Origin of the sequence: Paroceanicella profunda (assembly GCF_005887635.2) — a bacterium.
GTDB lineage: Bacteria > Pseudomonadota > Alphaproteobacteria > Rhodobacterales > Rhodobacteraceae > Paroceanicella > Paroceanicella profunda.
Window position 1 is genome coordinate 3527289 of sequence record NZ_CP040818.1, and the last position, 20601, is coordinate 3547889.

Annotated in this window: 22 protein-coding genes; 6 read left to right on the forward strand and 16 right to left on the reverse strand. The window is 68.3% G+C overall.

The features are described from left to right. Positions 1-80: 80 nt before the first annotated feature. From FDP22_RS15695 to FDP22_RS15715, 9 genes are all read right to left on the reverse strand, one after another. Positions 81-599 carry an RSP_2648 family PIN domain-containing protein gene (locus tag FDP22_RS15695; RefSeq protein WP_138575093.1) on the reverse strand — a complete coding sequence of 173 codons (519 nt, stop codon included), beginning with the start codon at positions 597-599 and terminating at the stop codon, positions 81-83. Then, entirely contained in the window at positions 599-1792 is a 1194-nt protein-coding gene (locus FDP22_RS15700) for an RSP_2647 family RNA methyltransferase (RefSeq protein WP_138575095.1), read from the reverse strand. The genes FDP22_RS15695 and FDP22_RS15700 overlap by 1 nt, the downstream gene beginning before the upstream one ends. 167 nt (positions 1793-1959) lie before the next feature. Then, positions 1960-2124, reverse strand: a complete 165-nt coding sequence (locus tag FDP22_RS24545) for an RSP_7527 family protein (RefSeq protein WP_170317722.1) — start codon at positions 2122-2124, stop codon at positions 1960-1962. 214 nt (positions 2125-2338) lie between these two features. Further along, positions 2339-2503, reverse strand: a complete 165-nt coding sequence (locus FDP22_RS24550; protein ID WP_170317723.1) for an RSP_7527 family protein — start codon at positions 2501-2503, stop codon at positions 2339-2341. Between the two features lie 246 nt (positions 2504-2749). Beyond that, entirely contained in the window at positions 2750-2923 is a 174-nt protein-coding gene (locus tag FDP22_RS24555; protein ID WP_170317724.1) for an RSP_7527 family protein, read from the reverse strand. Between the two features lie 266 nt (positions 2924-3189). Then, positions 3190-3357, reverse strand: coding sequence for an RSP_7527 family protein (locus FDP22_RS24560; protein ID WP_170317725.1), 168 nt, complete (start codon positions 3355-3357; stop codon positions 3190-3192). 124 nt (positions 3358-3481) lie between these two features. After that, complete coding sequence (locus FDP22_RS15705; RefSeq protein WP_138575097.1) at positions 3482-4180, reverse strand: ABC transporter permease; 699 nt, start codon at positions 4178-4180, stop codon at positions 3482-3484. Then, positions 4180-4890: an ABC transporter permease gene (locus tag FDP22_RS15710; protein ID WP_138575099.1), complete on the reverse strand. Its 711-nt coding sequence runs from the start codon at positions 4888-4890 to the stop codon at positions 4180-4182. The genes FDP22_RS15705 and FDP22_RS15710 overlap by 1 nt, the downstream gene beginning before the upstream one ends. 60 nt (positions 4891-4950) lie before the next feature. Continuing rightward, on the reverse strand, positions 4951-5712 hold the full coding sequence (locus FDP22_RS15715) for a lysine/arginine/ornithine ABC transporter substrate-binding protein (RefSeq protein ID WP_138575101.1): 762 nt from the start codon (positions 5710-5712) through the stop codon (positions 4951-4953). 176 nt (positions 5713-5888) lie between these two features. On the opposite strand from FDP22_RS15715, the gene FDP22_RS15720 reads away from it, so the two are divergent. Beyond that, entirely contained in the window at positions 5889-7925 is a 2037-nt protein-coding gene (locus FDP22_RS15720; RefSeq protein WP_138575103.1) for a nidogen-like domain-containing protein, read from the forward strand. A gap of 52 nt (positions 7926-7977) precedes the next feature. Here the strand turns inward: FDP22_RS15720 and FDP22_RS15725 are convergent, their stop codons facing one another. From FDP22_RS15725 to FDP22_RS15740, 5 genes are all read right to left on the reverse strand, one after another. Then, entirely contained in the window at positions 7978-8541 is a 564-nt protein-coding gene (locus tag FDP22_RS15725; RefSeq protein ID WP_138575105.1) for a sarcosine oxidase subunit gamma, read from the reverse strand. After that, positions 8534-11533 (reverse strand): sarcosine oxidase subunit alpha family protein, encoded by a 3000-nt coding sequence (locus FDP22_RS15730; protein ID WP_138575107.1) that lies wholly within the window; start codon positions 11531-11533, stop codon positions 8534-8536. Before FDP22_RS15730 ends, FDP22_RS15725 begins: the two co-directional genes overlap by 8 nt. Beyond that, positions 11530-11853 carry a sarcosine oxidase subunit delta gene (locus FDP22_RS15735; RefSeq protein WP_138575109.1) on the reverse strand — a complete coding sequence of 108 codons (324 nt, stop codon included), beginning with the start codon at positions 11851-11853 and terminating at the stop codon, positions 11530-11532. The genes FDP22_RS15730 and FDP22_RS15735 overlap by 4 nt, the downstream gene beginning before the upstream one ends. Before the next feature lie 33 nt (positions 11854-11886). After that, entirely contained in the window at positions 11887-12039 is a 153-nt protein-coding gene (locus FDP22_RS24565; RefSeq protein ID WP_170317726.1) for a hypothetical protein, read from the reverse strand. Between the two features lie 189 nt (positions 12040-12228). Further along, positions 12229-13476, reverse strand: coding sequence for a sarcosine oxidase subunit beta family protein (locus FDP22_RS15740; RefSeq protein ID WP_138575111.1), 1248 nt, complete (start codon positions 13474-13476; stop codon positions 12229-12231). Between the two features lie 314 nt (positions 13477-13790). On the opposite strand from FDP22_RS15740, the gene ccmI reads away from it, so the two are divergent. The 4 genes from ccmI to FDP22_RS15760 all read left to right on the forward strand — a co-directional run bounded on the left by ccmI (position 13791) and on the right by FDP22_RS15760 (position 16955). Continuing rightward, positions 13791-15056, forward strand: coding sequence for a c-type cytochrome biogenesis protein CcmI (ccmI, locus tag FDP22_RS15745; protein WP_138575113.1), 1266 nt, complete (start codon positions 13791-13793; stop codon positions 15054-15056). Beyond that, positions 15053-15547, forward strand: a complete 495-nt coding sequence (ruvX, locus tag FDP22_RS15750) for a Holliday junction resolvase RuvX (RefSeq protein WP_138575115.1) — start codon at positions 15053-15055, stop codon at positions 15545-15547. Before ccmI ends, ruvX begins: the two co-directional genes overlap by 4 nt. Beyond that, a complete protein-coding gene (locus FDP22_RS15755; RefSeq protein WP_138575117.1) occupies positions 15544-15786 on the forward strand; it encodes a DUF1289 domain-containing protein in 243 nt (80 codons plus the stop codon). Before ruvX ends, FDP22_RS15755 begins: the two co-directional genes overlap by 4 nt. Positions 15787-16280: 494 nt before the next feature. After that, on the forward strand, positions 16281-16955 hold the full coding sequence (locus FDP22_RS15760) for a retropepsin-like aspartic protease family protein (RefSeq protein WP_138575119.1): 675 nt from the start codon (positions 16281-16283) through the stop codon (positions 16953-16955). Positions 16956-16960: 5 nt separating this feature from the next. Here FDP22_RS15760 and dusA read toward each other — a convergent pair whose 3' ends face one another. Further along, on the reverse strand, positions 16961-17962 hold the full coding sequence (dusA, locus tag FDP22_RS15765; RefSeq protein ID WP_138575121.1) for a tRNA dihydrouridine(20/20a) synthase DusA: 1002 nt from the start codon (positions 17960-17962) through the stop codon (positions 16961-16963). A 214-nt stretch (positions 17963-18176) separates the two neighbouring features. On the opposite strand from dusA, the gene FDP22_RS15770 reads away from it, so the two are divergent. Beyond that, complete coding sequence (locus FDP22_RS15770; protein WP_138575123.1) at positions 18177-19181, forward strand: site-specific integrase; 1005 nt, start codon at positions 18177-18179, stop codon at positions 19179-19181. Positions 19182-19506: 325 nt separating this feature from the next. On the opposite strand, the gene FDP22_RS15775 is transcribed toward FDP22_RS15770, so the two are convergent. Further along, positions 19507-20466, reverse strand: coding sequence for an AraC family transcriptional regulator (locus tag FDP22_RS15775; protein ID WP_205910788.1), 960 nt, complete (start codon positions 20464-20466; stop codon positions 19507-19509). Positions 20467-20601 lie beyond the last annotated feature (135 nt).

The following is a 20601-nucleotide window of genomic DNA, read 5'->3' on the forward strand; positions in this document are numbered from 1 at the left end:
CCCGGGGCCGGAGCAACTGTCCTTCGGGCAGCCCCCGCTCACGCGGTCAGGCCATGTGCCGGCAAGAACGCGCCGTCCGCTCAGGCCGCCGCGAGAAACTTCCCCAACCGCGGCAGCCCGGCCCGCTTCAGGAACGAGCGCAGGTCATCCGTCCATCCGGCCTGAACGCGCATGTCCTCCGCAGCGGATGCGAAATCCGCGCCGGACCGCGCGAAGCCGAGCAGGAAACTGTCCGGATCGGACGGCATCACCCCGTGCCCGGCGAGACGCCGGCGGGGAAAGTCACGCAGGTTGCGTGTCACCAGAACCCCGGCTCCGCCCGCCAGGCAGGCGCCGAGCACATGGGTGTCGTTTGGGTCTGGCAGGTCCGGCGATACCGCGTCCGGCACCACGCTGGCCTGCCAGCGCGCCTCCAGCGCGGCGATCACGCCCCGCGTTGCGGCCTCGGCGGCAGCCCCGTCCCGCGCCATCGCCCGGGCCCATTCCTCCAGAATCCGCTCGGACCAGACCGGCACGAAATGCCCGCCGCCCGCCGCCACCAGCAACAGCGACCGCGTCGCCGTCGGGTAAAGCACACAGGCATCGAGCACGGCGCGCATCAGTCCAGCCTCAGGAAGATCGCCTTGAGGTAGGAGGTCTCCGACAGCGCGACATGTACCGGGTGATCGGGCCCCGGCCCGCCGACATGCAGAATCTGCCCCTGCCGCCCGGCCCGGGCCACGCCGCGCAGAGAGGCGGCACGGAACCGCTCCAGGTCCGCCGCATGCGAGCAGGAACACAGCACCAGGAAGCCCCCCGGGCTCACCAGCGCCGCGCCCTGCCGCGCCACCTTCTCATAGGCCCGCAAGCCGGGCTCCAGCGCCGTCTTGGACGGCGCGAAGGCGGGAGGGTCACAGACGACCATGCCGAACTGCGCGCCTTCCCCGGCCAGCGCCGCCATGGTGTCGAAGGCATCGCCCTTGCGCGTGGCGAACCGGTCGCCCAGCCCCGCGGCCTCCGCGCCCTGCCCGGCCAGCTCCAGGGCCGCGGCGGAGCCATCCACCGCAAGCGCGGACTCCGCGCCCGCCGCCAGCGCCGCCAGCCCGAACCCGCCGACATGGCTGAACACATCCAGCACCCGAAGCCCCGGGGCGAGACGCGCGGCGAAGGCATGGTTTGGCCGCTGGTCGAAGAACAGCCCGGTCTTCTGCCCGCCAATCAGGTCCGCCATGTAGACGGCTCCGTTCATCGGCACGGCAATCGGCGCGTCCACCCGGCCGCGCACGATGTCCATGCGCTCCGACAGGCCCTCCAGGCCGCGCGCGCGCCCCTGCCCGTTCACCACCACGGTGCTCACCCCGGTCACCGCCTGCAGCGCGCTCACCAAGGGCTCGATGAGCAGATCGGCCCAGGCCGCGTTCGGCTGGATCACCGCCGCGTCTCCGAACCGGTCGACGATCACACCGGGCAGGCCATCGGCCTCGGCATGCACCAGCCGGTAGAACGGGGCGTCGAACAGGATCTCGCGCAGCGCAAGCGCCCGGGACAGGCGGGCCGTCAGCCAGGCCTCGTCGATCAGCGCCTGCGGATCGGGGTCGAGATGGCGCAGCACGATGCGCGAACCGGGGTTCACCGCCACAGTCGCGATCGGCTCGCGCTCGGCGGATTCGAGCGTGGCGATCGTCCCGGGCAGAATCGCCTTCGTGCGACGGTCCAGCACGACTTCATCGGTAAAGGACCACGGCGCGCCGGAGGCGGCATGGCGCCGTCCGGGCTTCGGGCGCAGTCGCACGGTAGGTCGGTCGAACACCATGGCCTCCCTCGAGCGGCGGGGCCGGCGGGGGTGCCGGCGGTTCGGGCAGGTCATACTGCGCAAGCCGGGCGAAGGAAAGCCGCAGCACCCTCCCGGCCGCGCAGCACGCAAAAAAAAGGGCCGTGTCGAACACGGCCCAAGTCTAGGGAGGAACTTTGAAACTCGTATCAGGCGGCCGTCGGGCGATGCATCATCGCGGACAGGGCAGCCCAGGCGGCGGCGACGCCGCGGCCGGTGGCCTTGAAGCCGGAGCGCAGAACGGCGGCGCGATGGGCGCGGGCGGCGCGCTCGAACTGTGCGATGTCGTCGTGGGTAAGATAGCTGCTGGTCATGATGCTCTCTCTTTCCTCGACCGCGCGAAGGGTGCGTAGCCGTTGCGTTGCGTTGGCATCAACATGCCTCGGAACCGGATTAGTTTGCAGCCCGAAAAATTAGGATGCCGACATGCGCAAAACGCAGAGCTCGCGCCACCCCCTTGGAATCAGGCCAAAAAAAAGGGCCGTGTCAAACACGGCCCAAGTCTAGGGAGGAACTTAGAAACGGGTGTCAGGCGGCCGTCGGGCGATGCATCATCGCGGACAGGGCGGCCCAGGCGGCGGCGACGCCGCGGCCGGTGGCCTTGAAGCCGGAGCGCAGAACGGCGGCGCGATGGGCGCGGGCGGCGCGTTCAATGCGGGCGATCTCGTCGTGGGTGCGGAAGCTGCTGGTCATCGTCGTCTCTCTTTCGTGAACCGTGCGAGCCTGGCGTCGCTGTGGCGTTGCGTTGGCCTCAAGATGGCTCGAAGCGACATTAGTTTGCAGCCCGAAAAATTAGGATGCCGACATGCGCAAAACGCAAGGCTCAGGCTGTTCTGCGTCCGACTCTCCTGCCAGCCTTCCAGCCGGCCTGCCCTTCGGACAAAAAAATGGGCCGTGTCGAACACGGCCCAAGTCTAGGGAGGAACTTTGAAACTCGTATCAGGCGGCGGTCGGCCGATGCAGGATCGACGTGATGGCGCGCCAGACGGCGGCGAGGCCGCGGCCCGAGGCCTTGACGCCGGAGCGCAGGACGGCGGCGCGATACGCGCGGGCCTCACGCTCGATGCGGGTGATTTCGTCGTAGGACGGGTAAACGGAGCGGGTCATGGTCATGTCTCTTTCCTCATCTGTGTGAGGGGCGTTTCCGGTGTCTTTCGTTGACACCAATATGCGCCCGCCCCGCGGCTTTGTGCAGTGCAATAAAACTGGAAGCCGATATGCATGAATCGCAGGGCTGCAGACGTGAATGCTCAACGAATCCCGGGGCTCTCCTTCTTCGCGCCCGCAACAGCGACAGCCTGTCGCACCCGGGCGCCGGGCAAAAAAAATGGGCCGTGTCAAACACGGCCCAAGTCTAGGGAGGAACTTTGAAACTGGTGTCAGGCGGTGGTGGGGCGGTGCAGGACCGCCGCCAGGGACCGCCAGGCCGAGGCGATGCCACGGCCGGTCGCCCGGAAGCCGGAGCGCAGGACTGCGGCGCGGTAGGCGCGGGCAGCGCGCTCGATGCGGGCCATTTCTTCATTCGACGGATAGGTGATCGCGGTCATGGTCATGTCTCTCTGTGCTACCGGCCCGAGGGAAGACCCGGTGTCGTTGAGAGCTATATGGCCCGAGCAGATTTAAATTTGCAGTGCGAAAAATTCGGATGCCGCCATGCATGCGCTGCAAGGCTCAGCGGCTCAGCCCCAGGTGCAGCAGGTAGCGCTTCTCCAGTTGGCGGAAGATCATCACGATGACGAAGGTGAGCGCCATGTACAGCGCCGCCGCCGTCAGGAAGCCTTCATAGGCCACGTAGTAGCGCGCGCGGAAGGTTTGCGTCACACCGAAGATGTCCTGGATGGTGATCACACCCGCCACCACCGAGCCATGCAGCATGAACACCACCTCGTTGCCGTATTGCGGCAGGGCGCGGCGCAGCGCCGAGGGGATCAGGACCAGGAAGTCCACCTGCCGGTCCGACAGGCCGAGCGCGCGTGCCGCCTCCACCTCGCCCTTCGGGATGGTGCTCACCGCGCCGCGGATGATCTCGGTCGCATAGGCCCCGGAGTTCAGCGAGAACACCAGCAGCGCGATCCACCAGGCGTCACGCAGGAAGGGCCAGAACAGGCTCTCGCGCACCCAGTCGTATTGCCCCAGCGTCACCCCCAGCCCGTAGTAGAACAGGTAGGTCTGCACCAGCAGCGGCGTGCCCCTGAAGAGATAGATGTAGAAGCGCAGGCCCCGCGAGGTCCAGTGGCCCCGCGCCAGGGCCATGCCGGCGGGCAGCGCGATGCAGAAGCCTGCGGCGAGCGCCAGCACCACCAGTTCCAGCGTGGTCACCACCCCGCGCGCGAACAGCTCCCAGTGGTCGAGGACCAGGTCGAACCGCATCAGCGCAGCCCCCGCGAATAGCGCCGTTCCGCCCAGGCGAAGCCCCAGCCGGACACGGAGGTGATCGCGAGATAGACCACGATCACCACCAGCATGAACAGGAACGGGTCGCGCTGCGACTTGCCCACGTCATTGGCCAGCCCCACCAGGTCTTCCAGCCCGATGACGGAGACCACCGCCGTGGATTTCACCAGCACCTGCCAGACATTGCCGTAGCCGGGCAGCGCGTGGCGCACGAATTGCGGGAAGAGCACCAGCCAGAAGGCGCGCAGGCCGCGCAGCCCCAGCGCCTCCGCCGCCTCGCCCTGCCCGCGGGCCACCGCCATCCAGGCGCCGCGGAAGGTCTCGGTGAGATAGGCGCCGTAAAGCAGACCGATGGAGAGCGTGCCGGCCAGGAACTTGGAGAATTCCAGCGTCTCCAGCCCCGCCACTCCGGTTGCCCAGTTCAGCAGGCGCTGTCCGCCGAAGTAGAGGATGAGCATCAGCACCAGGTCCGGGATGCCCCTCGCCAGCGTGGTGTAGATCGTGGCGATGCGCGCCTGCAGGCGGATCAGCCCCTTGTTGAGCGCGTCGCCCTGCGGCCGGATCAGCTTCGCCCGTGCGCCCCAGCCGCCCAGAAGCGTGGCCAGCAACAGCGACAGCACCGCGAGACAGACTGTCGTGACCGCACCACTGAGCAGCAGAGGGCCGTAGTCCAGGAGTTTTTGCATGAAGGCATCCTGCCGGGGCGCGGCGCGGGCCGGCCCCGGAACAGGGGCCGGCAGTCCTGGTCAATCGCCGTAGATGTCGAAATCGAAGTACTTTTCCTCGATCGTCTTGTATTCACCCGAGGCGCGGATGGCATCGATCGCCGCGGAAAGCTGGTCGCGCAGCTCCGTGTCTTCCTTGCGCACGCCGATCCCGGCGCCGTCACCGTGGTATTTCGGAATGGAATACGGCTGGCCGAAGAAGGCGTAGCCCTTGCCGGCATCGGTTTTCAGGAAGCCTTCGTCCTCGGCAATCGAATCGGCGATCACCGCATCGATGCGCCCGGAGACGAGGTCCAGGTAGGCTTCGTCCTGGCTGGCGTAGAGCACCAGGTTCACGTCCGGAAACTCACCCTCCATGAAGGCCTGGTGGATGGTGCCGCGCTGCACGCCGACGAGCTTGCCCTTCAGGCCCTCGGACGTGTCGGTCATCTCCGTGCCCTCGCGTGCGACGAAGCGCGCCGGGGTGTTGTAGTATTTCTTGGTGAAGTCGATCACCTGCTTGCGGTCCTCGGTGATCGACATCGAGGCGACGATGGCATCGCACTTCTTCTCCAGAAGCGCGGGAATGATTCCGTCCCAATCCGTCTTCACCATTTCGCAGCTCTTGCCGATTTTACTGCAAAGCGCGTTGGCGATATCGATATCGAACCCGACGACGGACCCGTCGGGAGCCGTCTCCGAGAAGGGCGCGTAGGCCCCTTCGACGCAGATCTTCAGGTCAGCAGCGGAGGCTGCACCTGAAAGCGCCAGGGCTGCGACCGCGCCGGCTATGAGTCTGTGCATATTTATTGGCCCTCACCTGTTGATATGCCTGCATCGCAGCCGATCCGGCCCCGGGCCGTCAAGCTTTATCGACAATGACGTGACTGCAAGCCGGTCAATCTTTCATTCACCTTGTTGCCGCACAGTCCGCTTGGGGCCCCCGGGGGGCCTGCAATCCTCAGGACGGAGCATGCGGAATGCCGATCCCCAGCGGATATTCGGAAACGGGCTACAAGGCCCTGCTGACGGACGACGCGGCCCTGTGGCATGACGGGTCGGGCAAGGTATCCTATTCATACGCCTACGAGATCCCGGACGATTACTCGGCCGATCTGAAATACGTGATCGGGGAATACGCCTACGCGCCGGGCACCAGCCCCACGCTGGAGGAGACCCAGATGGCGCTGGTGGAGGCGGCGGTGTCACGCCTCAACGAGGTGGCGAACGTCAACCTCACCTCCGCCGGCGCGGACCTGCTTGCGGGGGAGGCGGACAACGGCGCCATCTTCGGGTCGGGCACCATGCAGGCCCTCTTCGGCGGCCCTCTGGGCTATGGCGAAAGCGCCCTGCCCCGGACGGACGATGCCTATTACGAATACAGCATCCGCCGGGTCTTCGAGAACGGCATCGATTTCTTCGGCACCAACTACAGTTCCATCTACGTGAACAACAACGGGTCGATCACCTTCGGCGGCGGCGTGCTTGCCTACAATTCCCGTTCGCTGTCGCAGGGCAACATTCCCATGATCGCCCCCTTCCTCGCCGATGTGGACACCCGCGCCGGCGGCACGGGCAGCACCAGCGGCCGGGTCTGGGTCGACCTGGACACGCAGCGCGACTGTGTCACCATCACCTGGGACCACGTCAATTTCTATGACCGCAACGGCTCCCGGCAGAACAGTTTCCAGCTCCAGCTCTACGACCGCTCCAACGGGGCGGGAAATTTCGACATCGTCTTTCGCTACGAGAACATCGACTGGCTCACCGGTGACGCGAGCAACGGAAACAACGGCTTCGGCGGCATCCTGCCCCGCGCCGGGTTCACGTCCGGCGACGGGAGCTACTTCTACGAACTGCCCGCCTCCGGCCGCCACTCGCCGCTGCGCGCGCTCGACGAGTCCGCCGGAAACACCGGCGTCACCGGACTGTGGCGCTTCAACTTCCGCAACAGCACGGTCGTGGACGGGAACCTCACCTTCGGCGCCCTCTCCTTCGACGACCCCTCGCAGGCCGGCGTGGTCTATGACGCCAGCGCGGGCCGGATCGGCGGAGACATCTGGCTGAACGACGAGTCCCAGTATGGCGGCACGAATTACGCCTGGCACAACGTGATGCAGAGCATCGGCCGCGCCCTCGGCCTCGCCGTGCCGGACGACAGCCTGCAAGGCGCGCAGAACAGCGCCGCCTTCACCCTGATGTCGAACAACGGCCTGCCCTCGCAACAGGACATCGACATGCTGCTGCAGTCCTTCCCCGCCACGCCCATGCTCTATGACATCCAGGCGCTCCAGTCCGCCTACGGGCCGAACCTCTCCACCCGCCTCGGCGATGACGTCTACTTCGCCGAGGGCAGCGGCACCGGCTTCGAGATCGCGGATGGCGGCGACCTCATCGCCACCATCTGGGACGCCTCCGGGGTGGACACGTTCAGCGCCGAGGCCCAGACCACCCGCGCGGTGATCGACCTGCGCCCCGGCGCCTTCTCCACCATCGGCTCGGTGGCCAACAACGTCGCGATCGCCCTCGGCGTGAAGGACACCGGGGCCCGCTCCGCCTGGATCGAGAACGCCGTCGGCGGCTCGGCCGGTGACGTGATCTCCGGCAACGGCATCTCGAACACCCTGCGCGGCGGCGGCGGCGGAGACCGGATTCACGGCGGCAACGGCGATGACACCATCTTCGGCGATGAGGGCGACGACATCCTGCGCGGCGCCAACGGCGAGGACACCATCACCGACGGCACCGGGCGCGACCGCGTATTCGGCGGATATGGCGACGACACCTTCATCTTCGAGACCGATGACGAGATCGACGCCCTGCGCGACTACGAGGACGGCATCGACACCATCGTCTTCGCCGGACAGGAGGGCATGACCTTCGATGACCTGCGCTTCGTCGACCTCGATCCCGGCGTGGTCCGCATCGTCTACGCCGACCAGTTCCTCTTCGTCACCGGCCTGGAAGCCAACCTGAGCGCCGCCGATTTCGACGCGGACGACTTCATCTTCCTCTGAGACCGCCCGGCATCCCGGGCGGTCACCCATTCGCCGCCGTCGGCGCGCCCCCTCAGTAGAGGCCCACGCGCCCGCCGGGCCGGGCTGCGAGACACAGCCAGTCGTAGACATGATCGGCCACCGAGCGGAAGCAGATCAGCTCGAACATGTCGGGCCCGGTGCACCAGAACGCCACCGCCACCGAGCCGAGCCGGGTGCGGCGCAGCTCGCCCACGCCGAAGGTCGCCGGGGACAGATCGACCGGCGCACCCTTGGCGAGTACGTCGCGTGCGCCCGCGCCGGAAATGCGGAAGCGGCTGCGGGCCGAGGAGAGATCGAGGGCCAGGAAATGCTCCCCGGCCAGTTTCTCCGCGATGGAGTCCGCGATCCCGGCGGCCTCGGCCACCGGGCAGACCAGCATCAGTTCGTCCGGAGACATCCAGAGCACGGCGCCGCGCGGCCCGCTCTCCACCCGGCGCACCGCCGGCACGCCGAGGCCGAGCGCACCCTGCACCGCCGAGAGGATCGCCCCGGAGCGCAGCGTGCCGCGCAGGGTCACCATGCCGGTGGGGCCTGTGTCCTCCACCAGCGCGTCTCCCGAAAAGCGGCGCAGCGGGGCTTGGGCAATGTCAGACATCCTGACGGCTCCCTTCCTTGTCGAAGAAGCAGGGCGAGACGATCCGCGCATGCATGGTGAGCGAATCGGACACGGGGAAGTCGATCACCTCGCCCATCCGCGCCAGCCCGTCCACGATCAGGCCCATCGCGATCGGCCGCCCGAGAGTGGGCGAGCGGTAGGTGGAGGTGACATGGCCGATGGCCTGCGGGCGGCCGTCCGGCCGGGTGCCCGAAACCGCGTGCGCCCCGTCCGGCAGCCGGTCGCTCGGGTCCACGGTCTCGAGCCCGACCAGCTGCTTGCGGCCCGACCCGGCGAGGTAGCTGCGCTCCAGCGCCCGCTTGCCGATGAAATCCGGCTTCTTCTTCGAGACGGCCCAGCTCATCCCCAGATCATGCGGCGTGACGGTTCCGTCCGTCTCGTCGCCCACGATGATGAAGCCCTTCTCGCCACGCAGAACGTGCATGGCCTCGGTGCCGTAGGGCACGGCGCCCAGCCCGATCAGCCGCTCCCAGAGCAGGGCGCCCTGATCCGCGGCAACCGCGATCTCGAAGGAAAGCTCGCCGGAGAAGGAGATCCGATGCACCCGAACCTGATAGCCGCCCAGCGTGCCCTGGGACGAGGTGAGGAACGGCAGCCCCTCGCGGGAGACGTCCATGCCGCCGAGCGCCTCCAGCACGCCGCGCGCCTTCGGCCCGGCCACGACGAACTGCGCGAACTGCTCGGTCACGTTGGCGGTGTAGGCCTGCAGGTCCCACCATTCGGTCTGCAACCATTCCTCGAAATGGCCATGCACGCGTTCGGCGCCGCCGGTGGTGGTGTGGCACAGGAAGGTGTCGGCATCGAGCCGGACCACGACGCCATCGTCGAAGACGAAGCCGTTTTCCGTGCACATCAGCCCGTAGCGGCAGCGGCCGGGTTTCAGGGTCGACATCATGTTGGTGTAGACGAGGTCGAGCAGCTTGCCCGCGTCCGGCCCCTTCACGATGACCTTGCCCAGCGTGGAAGCGTCGAGCAGGCCCACGCCCTCGCGCACCGTCAGAACCTCGCGGACCACGGCATCCTCGGTGCTCTCCCCGGCACGCGGATAGGCGAAGGCGCGACGCCAGTCGCCCACCGGCTCGAACACGGCGCCGGCGGCCTCCGCCCAGGGGTCGGTGCTGGTGCGCCGGGTGGGGCGGAACAGCGGCCCGCGCGCCATGCCGGTGATCGCGCCGAAGGACACCGGCGTGTAGGGCGGCCGGAAGGTGGTGGTTCCCACCTGCGGGATCGGCTGACCCAACGTGTCAGCAAGAACCGCCAGGCCGTTGATGTTGGAGAGCTTCCCCTGATCCGTCGCCATGCCGAGCGTGGTGTAGCGCTTGGTGTGCTCGACACTTTCGTAGCCCTCGCGGGCCGCGAGCTGGACGTCGGAGACCTTCACGTCGTTCTGGTAGTCGAGGAAGGCCTTGGCCCGCAGCTCCGGCCCGGCCTGCAACGGCATGATCCAGACCGGCAGCAGCGCCGCCTCGGCGATGGTCTCGGAAAGGGGAACGGGTTCGTCGCCGGGGCGCTGCCCCACCTCCTCGCCCGCGCGACGGCCTGCGGCCGCCGCATCCGCCAGCGTCTCGCCCGTGAGCATGTGGCCGGCCGCGGTTCCGGCGGCGATCACGAAGCCCGCGCCGTCCGCCCCGGTGGGCGGGCGCTGCGGATCGGGGGCGAACATCGCATGCGCCTCGTCCCACACCAGCTTGCCGCCGCAATGCGACCAGAGATGGACCACCGGAGACCAGCCGCCGGACATCGCCACGGCGTCGCAGGCGATCTCCTCGATCACCGAGCCCTGCCCGGACAGCGTGCAGAGCTTCACGCCCTCCACCCGCTTCGAGCCGGTGACGCCGGAGAGCGCCCGCCCGAACTCCACCCGCAGGCCGAGAGCACGGGCATCGGCGACAAGCTGCGAGGTCGGGTTCGCGCGCGCGTCGACGATGGCCGGCACGTCCAGCCCGGCCTTCTTCAGCGCGATCGCGGTGCGATAGGCGTCATCGTTGTTGGTGAGCACCACCGTCCGCGCGCCCGGCGACACCGCGTAGAGCGCGAGGTGATCGCGGATCGCGGAGGCCAGCATCACGCCCGGCACGTCGTTCCCCGGGAAGGACAGCGGCCGTTCGATGGCGCCGGTGGCCGTGATCACCCGGCCCGCTCGGATGCGCCACTGCCGGTGGCGGGGCGCGCCGGTGGCGGGGGCGTGATCGGTGAGACGCTCGACACCCAGCACATACCCGTGATCGTTCACCGCCGAGGCCGTGAAACGGCTGCGCAGGATGACATTGGCCCGGGCGCCGAGCGCGGCGGTCTCCGCCGCGATCCACTCCGCCGCGGGCATCCCGTCGATGACGGGGCCGTCCACCAGCGCGCGGCCGCCCCAATGCGGCGCCTGTTCGACGAGCATCACCCGCGCACCGCCGGAGGCGGCCTGCCGCGCGGCGGCAAGGCCCGCGATGCCGCCGCCGACCACCAGCACGTCGACGAAGGCATGCACCTGCTCGTACCGGTCGGCATCGGCCTCCGCCGGGGGCTGGCCCAGGCCGGCGGACCGGCGGATCACCGGCTCGAACAGGTGCTTCCAGGCCGCGCGCGGGTGGATGAAGGTCTTGTAGTAGAAGCCCGCCGGCAGCAGGCGCGAAAGCTTCGCGTTCACCGCGCCCACGTCTAAGGCGAGGCTGGGCCAGCGGTTCTGCGACCGCGCGTGCAGCCCCTCGAACAGCTCCGTGACGGTGGCGCGCTGGTTCGGCTCGAAGCGCGCGCCCTCGCCGATGCCGTAGAGCGCGTTCGGCTCCTCCGGCCCGGAGGCGATCGGGCCGCGCGGCCGGTGATACTTGAAGGACCGGCCCATCAGCATCTCGCCGGCGCCCAGCAGAGCCGAGGCCAGGGTATCGCCCCGGAACCCGGTGAGCGTGCGCCCGTCGGCCGAGAAGGACACCGGCGACTGGCGGTCGATGAGAAGGCCCCCGCGGGGCAGTCGGGCGCTCATGCCGGCATCTCCCAGCCCGGACGGCGGACACGGATGCGCGCGACGATCTCCTCGGGCGGTGCGGAGACCTGGGCGGGATAGGTGCCGAACACCTCCAGCGTTGCGGTGCAGCGCGCGGCGTGGAACCATTTTCCACAGCCGAACGCGTGGCGCCAGCGCTCGAAATGCACGCCCTTGGGGTTCTTGCGATCGAAGAGGTAGGCGGTGAACTCACCGTCTTCCGACCCCGGGCCGAAGCGCTTCAGATGCGCCTCGCCACCGGGGTGGAATTCGGTTTCCTCACCGGTGACACCGCAGCACGGACAGGTGAGGATCAGCATGACGGCCTCCCGCAGCGGGGGCCGGAGCCCGGTTCAGTTCGTGTCCACGTCGGGCAGATCGATGGTGATGTCGGCGTCCTGCTTCTCGAAGCCGCCATTGTAGGCGTAGACGCCAAGCCCCACGACCGCGACGACGAGCGCCCCGACGATGAACGACAGTCCCGAACCACGATTGCCGGTAGCCATGATGTACTCTCCATCCCGTTTACGTTGCCCATGACAACGCGCGAGAGGGAAACCGGTTCCCCATCACCGGCTTGCCAGCCGCGCCTCACACCCTCTGCACTCATGCTGCCGCCTCGTTCTGCTGCCGGGTTACCCCGGGATCCTGCTGCCGCCACCCCGTGGAGTGCCGGAATTCCTGTTGCGCCGCCGTCAGTGGGCGACGGCCGCGGCCACGCTTTCGTCGATCATCCTGCCCTCCACGAACCGGTCGAGGCCGAAGGGCCCGGCCAGCGCATCCGGCGTGCCCTTGGCCACCGTCTCGGCCATCGCCCAGCCGGAGCCGGGGATGGCCTTGAACCCGCCGGTGCCCCAGCCGCAGTTCACGAAGATGCCGTCCACCGGGGTGCGGCCGATGATCGGCGAGCGGTCGCCGGTCATGTCCACGATGCCGCCCCACTGGCGCAGCATCTTGAGGCGGGAGATGATGGGGAAGGTCTCCACCAGCGCGCTCACCGTCTCCTCGATGTGCTGGAACGAGCCGCGCTGGGTGTAGTTGTTGAACCCGTCGGCGCCGCCGCCGATCACCAGCTCGCCCTTGTCGGACTGGCTCATGTAGCCGTGCACGGTGTTGGCCATCACCACGATGTCGATCACCGGCTTGATCGGCTCGGAGACCAGCGCCTGCAGCGCCACCGATTCCACCGGCAGGCGGAAGCCCGCCATCTCCGCCAGCACGCCCGAATGGCCGGCCACCACGATGGCGAGCTTCTTGCAACGGATGGCGCCGCGGCTGGTCTGCACGCCGCGCACCTTTCCGCCGGCGGTGTCGATGCCGGTCACCTCGCACTGCTGGATGATGTCCACCCCGAGGTCGGAGGCCGCGCGCGCATAGCCCCAGGCCACGGCGTCATGCCGGGCGGTGCCGCCGCGCGCCTGCCACAGCCCGCCCAGCACCGGGTAGCGCGGGCCGCCGGTCTCCAGGATCGGGCACAGCTCCTTCACCCGCGCGGTGGAGACCATCTCCGTCTCGATGCCCTGCAGGCGGTTCGCGTGCTCGGCGCGGCGGTAGGCGCGCAGCTCATGCTCGGTTTGCGCCAGCATCAGCACGCCGCGCGGGCTGAACATGATGTTGAAGTTGAGCTGCTGGGACAGGTCCTCGTAGAGGCTGCGCGCCTTCTCGAAGATCGCCACCGAGGGGTCCTGCAGGTAGTTCGAGCGGATGATGGTGGTGTTGCGCCCGGTGTTGCCGCCGCCCAGCCAGCCCTTCTCCAGCACCGCGACATTCTTCACGCCGTGGTTCTTCGCGAGGTAGTAGGCCGTGGCCAGCCCGTGGCCGCCGGCCCCCACCACGATCACGTCATATTCCGCCTTCGGTTCGGGCGAGCGCCAGGCGCGCTCCCAGCCCTGGTGGTAGCGCATGGCCTCCCGGGCAATGGAAAAGACGGAATAGCGGCGCATGAACGACTCCCCTGTTGCGGCGCGGCGATCCTCCCGCGCGGCGGAAGCGGTTGCAAGTGCCCGCGGGTCCGCGGCCCTTTCCTAGCAGGCGCCCCCCGGGGCGATGCGCCACTTTCCGGCACTCCGCCATTCATTCCCGACAGAGGTGCGCACGCCGCCGCGCGCCTGTCCGCACCGCTTGCAAGCGGGCCCCGGCCACCCTGCGGCACGGGGTGTCATGGCGCGTTCGTGCATTGAAGCCCGACGGGTGGAAGGGTAGGTTCCCGCCGACCTGATGACCACATGGGGCCGGGACCGGCCGGACTGGGAGAAACATGGCGCTCTGGCTCAGCATCGCAGTGATCACGCTGCTCGGGCTTGCCTGGCTCGCACGGCCGCTGCTGGGCGGCGCGCGCGGCGCGGAGGCACGGGCGGAGTACGACAAGCGGGTCTACCGCGACCAGATGTCGGAGATCGACCGGGACCAGGCGCGCGGCGTGCTGTCAGCCGAGGAGGCCGAGGCCGCGCGCGCCGAGGTGGGCCGGCGCCTGCTCGCGGTGGACACCGAGGCGGCCCGCAGCGGCGCCACCGGGCCGGTGCGCGCGCCGGCGGCCGCGTCCCGCGGGCTCGCCTTGGGGCTGGTGCTGGCCGTCGGGCTCGGCGCCGTCGGGCTCTATGCCGGGCTCGGCACGCCGGAGCTGCCGGACCTGCCCCTGTCCGCGCGCCAGGACATGCGCCCCGGGCAGGACCGGGTGGAGGCCATGCTCGCGGATGCCGGCATCACCCCGGAGCCCCCCGCCACGCAGGATGCCACCCAGCTCACCGAGCTTGTCGTGCGGCTGCGCGCCGTGCTCTCCGAGCGCCAGAACGACGAGCGCGGCCACCGCCTGCTCGTCGGCGCCCTCGCCCAGTTGCACCGCTATGCGGAGGCGCGCGTGGCCCAGGCCCGCGTGCTGGCGATCGCCGGAGACGCGGCCACGGCGCGGGACCATGCGGACCTCGCCGAGCTGATGATCCTCGCGGCGAACGGCTATGTCTCCCCCGAGGCCGAGCAGGCCATCGGCGCCGCCCTGCAGGCGGACCCCGGCGACAAGCCCTCGCGCTACTATGCCGGCCTCGCCATGGTCCAGAACAGCGAGCCGCAGGGCGCGTGGAACCTCTGGACCGCCCTTCTGAAGGAAGGCCCGCCGGATGCGCCCTGGGTGCAGGCCATCGCCCGGCAGCTCCCGAGCCTGGCCACAGCCCTCGGCCGGGACCTGCCGGAGCTGCCGGCCCCGCCGCAGCCCGTCGGCCCCGCGGCAGGCGCCCCCCTGCCCGGCCCGGATGCCGAAGCCATGCGCAACGCGCGCGACATGGACCCCGCCGCGCGCGAGGAGATGATCCGCGGCATGGTCGACGGCCTGTCCCGCCGCCTCGCCACCGAGGGCGGCAGCGCGCAGGAATGGGCGCGCCTCATCCGCTCGCTCGGCATCCTGGGCGAGCGGGACCGCGCCGCCGCGATCTGGGCCGAGGCCCGCGCCACCTTCGCCGCAGACCCGGCCGCGATGACCGACCTGCGCGCCGCGGCCCGGGACGCCGGCGTGGCGGAGGCTTCCGAATGAGCGCCGAGATCTTCGAGGACGCGGGCGCCCTCGGGCCCCTGCTCGCCCCCGGCGCGGCGCTCTTCGGGCTCGACCTCGGCGACAAGACCATCGGCATCGCCGTGTCCGACACGATGCGCTCCATCGCCACTCCGCTCACAACCATCCGCCGGCGCAAGTTCGGCCTCGACGCCGCGGCCCTGCTGGAGCTGACCGGCGAACGCCGCATCGGCGCGCTGGTGCTCGGCCTGCCGCGCAACATGGACGGGTCCGAAGGCCCGCGCTGCCAGTCCACCCGCGCCTTCGCGCGCAATCTCTCGCGCCTCACCGAGATCCCCATCGCGTTCTGGGACGAACGGCTGAGCACGGTGGAAGCCGAGCGCATGCTCATTGCCGCCGACACGTCGCGCCGCCGCCGCGCCGAGATCATCGACAATGTCGCGGCCTCCTACATCCTGCAGGGCGCGCTGGACCGGCTGGCCTGGCTGGCGCGGCAGGAGGAGGCGCCATGACCGACGAGATCTGGGCCCGGAACGAGATCGACAGCCCCTGCGTGAAGATCTGCGTGATGCATCCCGGCGCCGGGCTCTGCACCGGGTGCCTGCGCACGCTGGACGAGATCGCCGGCTGGTCCGGCCTCCCGGCCGCGGAGCGCGCCCGCATCATGGCCGAACTTCCCGACCGCCGCGCCCTGCTGCGCGCGCCGCAGAACCGCCCCTCCGCCCGCCGGCGCGCCCGCCGCACCGACTGACAGGCCCGCGCCCCACCCACGGGCCGGAGCCCCAGCCTGTCGCCCGACAGCTCGAAGCGCGGCCGCCCGCCTGTCCGAGCTCGCCTGAGATCGAGCCGTCAGGCAGTCCGCCCGTGGGCGCGCCTTGCACTGCCGGACGGCCAGCGCCACCAGCCCTTCGCCCGCCAAGGCCCCGGCCTCGGGACGTCGGGCCGCAAAGCCCCCTCCGCCAACCGCTCGTTCCCCCTCAGGACGAGCCTCCACGCCCCCGGCGCCAGTTGGCCACCCGCCATCGGGGCCGCAGGCGCCGGGCCATGCGGCCCTCGCGTACCCGATCCCTGCCATCGGGACCGCAGGCGCCAGGCCGTGCGGCCTCCGCATGCCCGACCGCCCGCCGATGCGCGCCTCGCGTGTGCCACCTGCGCACGTGCCCCCATGCCGGACTCGTCAGCCCCGCCGATCCGCGCTAGTCTCGGTGCCCGAGAGATCCGAGGTGATGAGGCGCGGTCCCCGCAATGCTGCAACTTCCGCTGATCCTGGCCCTGGCGCTGGCGCTCACCTTCGCGGTGATCCGCAGCGGAAACGGCCTGCACGAGGCGCAGACACCGCTGGTGTTCTTCGCCGCCGTGATGGCGGGCGCCGCACTCTCGGCCATGCTGTTTCACCTGCAGGGCGCGCGCCGGGCCACACGGCCGGTGCTCGCCTGGGCCGGGGTGTTCGCCTGCCTTGCCACCGCACTCATCTGGCGCGAGCGCATCGAGGAGACCGCCCGGCTCTTCGCCGCCGCCCCGGCGCCCACCGCTGCCCTCGCCGCGAGCACCGGGGAGGTGGAACTGGTCCGCGCCTGGGACGGGCATTTCCGCGCCATCGCCGAGGTGAACGACCGCTCCGTCGCCCTGCTCATCGACACCGGCGCCTCGCTCGTCCTGCTGCGCCACGACGACGCCGAGCGCATCGGGCTGAACATGCGCGGGCTCGACTATTCCATCCCCGTCACCACCGCGAACGGCCGCTCCTACGTGGCACCGGTGGTGCTCGCCTCGGTGCGGATCGGCGATGTGGAGCTGCGCGACGTGCGCGGCGCCGTCGCGGAGGAGGGCAAGCTGCAATCCTCGCTGCTGGGCATGAGCTTCCTCGAGGGCCTGTTCGAGACCACGATTCGCGGCAACCGCATCCTGCTGCGCCAGTAACCGGCTCAGGCGGCGCGGCTCAGCACGCTCTCCAGCGCCCGGCGCACCAGTTCCGGCCCTGCGCCCGGCAGATGCGCGCCCTCCGACAGGATCCGCCGCCACTGCCGCGCCCCCGGCCGGCCGGTGAACAGGCCCAGCATGTGCCGGGTGATCTGGTTCAGCCGCGTGCCGGCGGCACATTCCGCCTCGATATAGCCGAGCATGGCCAGCACGGCCTCCTCCGGCCCGCGCCCCGCCGCCGACGCGCCGGTGACCAGCGCGTCGACGCCCGGGAGGATGCCCCCGGGATCATGATAGGCCGCGCGTCCGATCATCACCCCGTCGAGCCCGGCGGCGAGATGGTCCGCCGCAGTGTCGAGCGAGGTGATGCCGCCGTTGAGTTCGATCCGCAGCCGGGGAAATCGTGCCTTCATCCGGTGAACGATGTCGTAATCCAGCGGCGGAATATCGCGGTTTTCCTTCGGGCTCAGCCCCTCCAGCCAGGCCTTGCGGGCGTGGATGATGAAGGTGCCGCAGCCCGCATCCGCCACCCGGGCGAGGAAGTCCGGCAGCACCTGCTCCGGATCCTGCGCATCGACCCCGATGCGGCATTTCACCGTCACCTCCACCTGCGGCACCGCCGCGATCATCGCCGCCACGCAGCGCGCCACCAGCTCCGGCTCGCGCATCAGGCAGGCCCCGAAGGCGCCGGACTGCACCCTGTCCGACGGGCAGCCGACATTGAGGTTGATCTCGTCATACCCCGCCGCGGCCCCGATGCGCGCCGCCTCGGCCAGCGCATCGGGCTCCGACCCGCCCAGCTGCAGGGCCACGGGATGTTCGGCGGCGTCGAACCGCAGCAGCCGCTCCCGGTCCCCGTGGATCAGTGCCGCGGCGGTGATCATCTCGGTGTAGAGCACCGCATGCCGGCTCATCAGCCGGTGCAGGAAGCGGCAGTGTCGGTCCGTCCAGTCCATCATCGGGGCAACGGACAGGCGGGAGGCCACTGATAAATCCTTTTTCTTCATTTTATCAGACACCTGCACGCGCCTCATCTTCGTCTCGTTCCAGCCTGTTCTGTACCAATTACGCCGATTTCGACGCTGGACTTGGCACAATGTACCAAATAGATTCCCATGTACCAAGTCAGGAGGTCAACATGGGCTCGATCAGTACACGCAAGCGAAAGGATGGCAGCGATAGCTACCTTGCGCGCGTGCGAGTGATGCGAGCGTGCGAGTGATGCGAGAAGGAACCTCCTATCATGAGACGAAGACCTTTGATAGACGCCCTGCGGCAACCGCCTGGATAAAGAAGCGCGAGAAAGAGCTAGCAAAACCTGGTGCGCTGGAAGGGCTGAACGCATGCGACCCTCCGCTGTGCAAAGCGATCGAGCGCTACACTGAAGAGACGGTGAAGGACATCGGTCGCACAAAGGCGCAGGTCCTCAGGACCATCGCCACCTACCCGATCGCCGATCTGCCCTGTTCCACCATCAAGTCGAAGGATATTATCGAGTTTCTTCAGTCACTGCCCGGACAACCGCAAACAGTCGGGAACTACGCGAGCCATCTCGCCTCCATATTCGCCATAGCACGACCGATGTGGGACTTTCGCCTGGATGACCGGGAAATGAGAGACGCGATCACGGTCGCGCGCCGCATGGGGATCATCTCCCGTTCCGCGCAGCGAAACCGACGACCCACCCTTGATGAACTCGACCGGCTGCTGACCTACTTCATTGATCGGCGCCAAAGAGCGCCCCAGGCCATGCCCATGCACAAGGTGATCGTTTTCGCTCTCTTCTCGACGCGCCGACAGGCAGAGATCACCCGTCTCACCTGGGATGACTTCCAGAAGGAGCACAAACGCATTCTGCTCCGTGACATGAAGCATCCCGGCGAAAAGCTCGGCAACGATACTTGGGTGGATTTGCCCCAGGAGGCCATTCAGATCATCGACAGTATGCGCAAGAGCAAGGCTGAGATTTTCCCCTACTCTCCGGACGCGATCACGGCCAACTTCACACGCGCTTGCAAGCTGCTCGGGATCGAAGATCTGCACTTCCACGATCTGCGCCACGAAGGCATTTCGCGGCTGTTCGAGATAGGTTGGAACATTCCCCATGTCGCAGCGGTCAGCGGACACAGGTCATGGACAAGCCTAAAGCGTTACACGCACATACGAGAAAGTCGCGACAAATATGCAGACTGGCTGACCCTGCGACACGCTATCAACCAAGAGTAAGTCCGCGCGCCGTCTTAGGTTGCAAGCGGCCTTTCAATCCTTGTCGAACTGTCCCTGCGTCACGACGATGAAATTTTCCATATGAGGACTAACATGTTTTTGGCTGGTCGCAGCTGGCCTCCTCACGGTCCAGCACATTAAACCCTAAACAGCACTTATCCATAAGTGCAGGCTTCAAAGGGGGACAGGTCACCGTTGCTGAGCGCCTTCGTCTGCCATAGCCACGCAGTGACGTGGCCATCACGCGCCGCGGGTGGCCTCTGTAGATGACAGTGAAAATGAAATGGGAGGCCGCGACGCCTGCGAGCCTCCGCTCCCGATCGGCTCACCTTGATCCGGCGGCGAGCAGCGCCTTGAAGTTCGCGACGTCCCGTTTTGGCGGACATCCAATGGTCCGGCCATAGTCCCGGCTGAATTGCGACGCGCTCTCGTAGCCGACGTGATGCGCGGCCTGAGAAACGCTCGCGCCCTCCGAAACCATCAGCCGGCGGGCCTCTATCAGCCGCAGGTGCTTCTGGTACCGGACCGGACTCATCGAGGTTATCTCCTTGAAGTGATGGTAGAACGAAGACGAACTCATGCCGCACTTCCTCGCGAGGTCCTCAACCCTCAGGGTTTCGTTGTAGTGGCCGCGGATGAAGTGAATGGACCGGGCAATCCGTTCGGCATAGGTCTCGGGCAACGCGATCTTCGCCACCTCGCTGCCATAGGGTCCGGTCAGAAGAAAATAATAGAGCTCGCGCATCGCAGCCGGGTAGAGCACGGGTACCGGGTCCGGCATCATGGTCATCCTGCACAGCCGGGCGACGCAATCCGCGAGGAATTGATCGACCTCTCCCACAAAGACGCACGGCCCCGGCTCGACGGGCGGCACCGGCGGGCTATCGATCTTGCCCAGCACGTCTCTGAGTTCGGCGACGTCGAAGTCGATCATCACCCCGATGTAGGGGTCGGCGACGGATGCACCCACCATCCTGCCGCTGGCGGGGATCTCGGCGCTCACCAAAAGGCACTGCATCTCGGCATAGTGCAGGCAGGTGTCGCCGAAGTAGATTTCCTTGTTGCCCCTGAGCACGACGCAGAGCGACGGCTTGTAGAGATTGTGGATGGGCAGCCTGTCCTGGAATGCGCGCACGATGTGGATACCGGGAAGCGGCGTGCTGAACCGGCCCTGGCCGCCGCCCCGCGACTCGATGAAATCGAGAGCAGCCGACATTAGCCAAGCCGGTGTGCGCCCGGTCCGGGCCGGGCCCTGCCGGGTGGTCTCGTCCAAAGCCTGAGACATGCGCGATTCCACTGAACTGCAGTTGCGTTTCATCACAACCATAGCATCGCGCCATCTTGTTACGCATCGCCATCAACCGCCCGGATCAGCACATCTTGGTGACAGCGGGCGGCAAAGGGCCGGCGTCCGGCCCAC

Bases quoted from the DNA above. Each gene is read 5' to 3' on its own strand.
- FDP22_RS15695 (WP_138575093.1), bottom strand. From the start codon at position 599: ATGCGCGCCGTGCTCGATGCCTGTGTGCTTTACCCGACGGCGACGCGG.
- FDP22_RS15700 (WP_138575095.1), bottom strand. From the start codon at position 1,792: ATGGTGTTCGACCGACCTACCGTGCGACTGCGCCCGAAGCCCGGACGG.
- FDP22_RS24545 (WP_170317722.1), bottom strand. From the start codon at position 2,124: ATGACCAGCAGCTATCTTACCCACGACGACATCGCACAGTTCGAGCGC.
- FDP22_RS24550 (WP_170317723.1), bottom strand. From the start codon at position 2,503: ATGACCAGCAGCTTCCGCACCCACGACGAGATCGCCCGCATTGAACGC.
- FDP22_RS24555 (WP_170317724.1), bottom strand. From the start codon at position 2,923: ATGACCATGACCCGCTCCGTTTACCCGTCCTACGACGAAATCACCCGC.
- FDP22_RS24560 (WP_170317725.1), bottom strand. From the start codon at position 3,357: ATGACCGCGATCACCTATCCGTCGAATGAAGAAATGGCCCGCATCGAG.
- FDP22_RS15705 (WP_138575097.1), bottom strand. From the start codon at position 4,180: ATGCGGTTCGACCTGGTCCTCGACCACTGGGAGCTGTTCGCGCGCGGG.
- FDP22_RS15710 (WP_138575099.1), bottom strand. From the start codon at position 4,890: ATGCAAAAACTCCTGGACTACGGCCCTCTGCTGCTCAGTGGTGCGGTC.
- FDP22_RS15715 (WP_138575101.1), bottom strand. From the start codon at position 5,712: ATGCACAGACTCATAGCCGGCGCGGTCGCAGCCCTGGCGCTTTCAGGT.
- FDP22_RS15720 (WP_138575103.1), top strand. From the start codon at position 5,889: ATGCCGATCCCCAGCGGATATTCGGAAACGGGCTACAAGGCCCTGCTG.
- FDP22_RS15725 (WP_138575105.1), bottom strand. From the start codon at position 8,541: ATGTCTGACATTGCCCAAGCCCCGCTGCGCCGCTTTTCGGGAGACGCG.
- FDP22_RS15730 (WP_138575107.1), bottom strand. From the start codon at position 11,533: ATGAGCGCCCGACTGCCCCGCGGGGGCCTTCTCATCGACCGCCAGTCG.
- FDP22_RS15735 (WP_138575109.1), bottom strand. From the start codon at position 11,853: ATGCTGATCCTCACCTGTCCGTGCTGCGGTGTCACCGGTGAGGAAACC.
- FDP22_RS24565 (WP_170317726.1), bottom strand. From the start codon at position 12,039: ATGGCTACCGGCAATCGTGGTTCGGGACTGTCGTTCATCGTCGGGGCG.
- FDP22_RS15740 (WP_138575111.1), bottom strand. From the start codon at position 13,476: ATGCGCCGCTATTCCGTCTTTTCCATTGCCCGGGAGGCCATGCGCTAC.
- ccmI (WP_138575113.1), top strand. From the start codon at position 13,791: ATGGCGCTCTGGCTCAGCATCGCAGTGATCACGCTGCTCGGGCTTGCC.
- ruvX (WP_138575115.1), top strand. From the start codon at position 15,053: ATGAGCGCCGAGATCTTCGAGGACGCGGGCGCCCTCGGGCCCCTGCTC.
- FDP22_RS15755 (WP_138575117.1), top strand. From the start codon at position 15,544: ATGACCGACGAGATCTGGGCCCGGAACGAGATCGACAGCCCCTGCGTG.
- FDP22_RS15760 (WP_138575119.1), top strand. From the start codon at position 16,281: ATGCTGCAACTTCCGCTGATCCTGGCCCTGGCGCTGGCGCTCACCTTC.
- dusA (WP_138575121.1), bottom strand. From the start codon at position 17,962: ATGAAGAAAAAGGATTTATCAGTGGCCTCCCGCCTGTCCGTTGCCCCG.
- FDP22_RS15770 (WP_138575123.1), top strand. From the start codon at position 18,177: ATGCGAGAAGGAACCTCCTATCATGAGACGAAGACCTTTGATAGACGC.
- FDP22_RS15775 (WP_205910788.1), bottom strand. From the start codon at position 20,466: ATGTCTCAGGCTTTGGACGAGACCACCCGGCAGGGCCCGGCCCGGACC.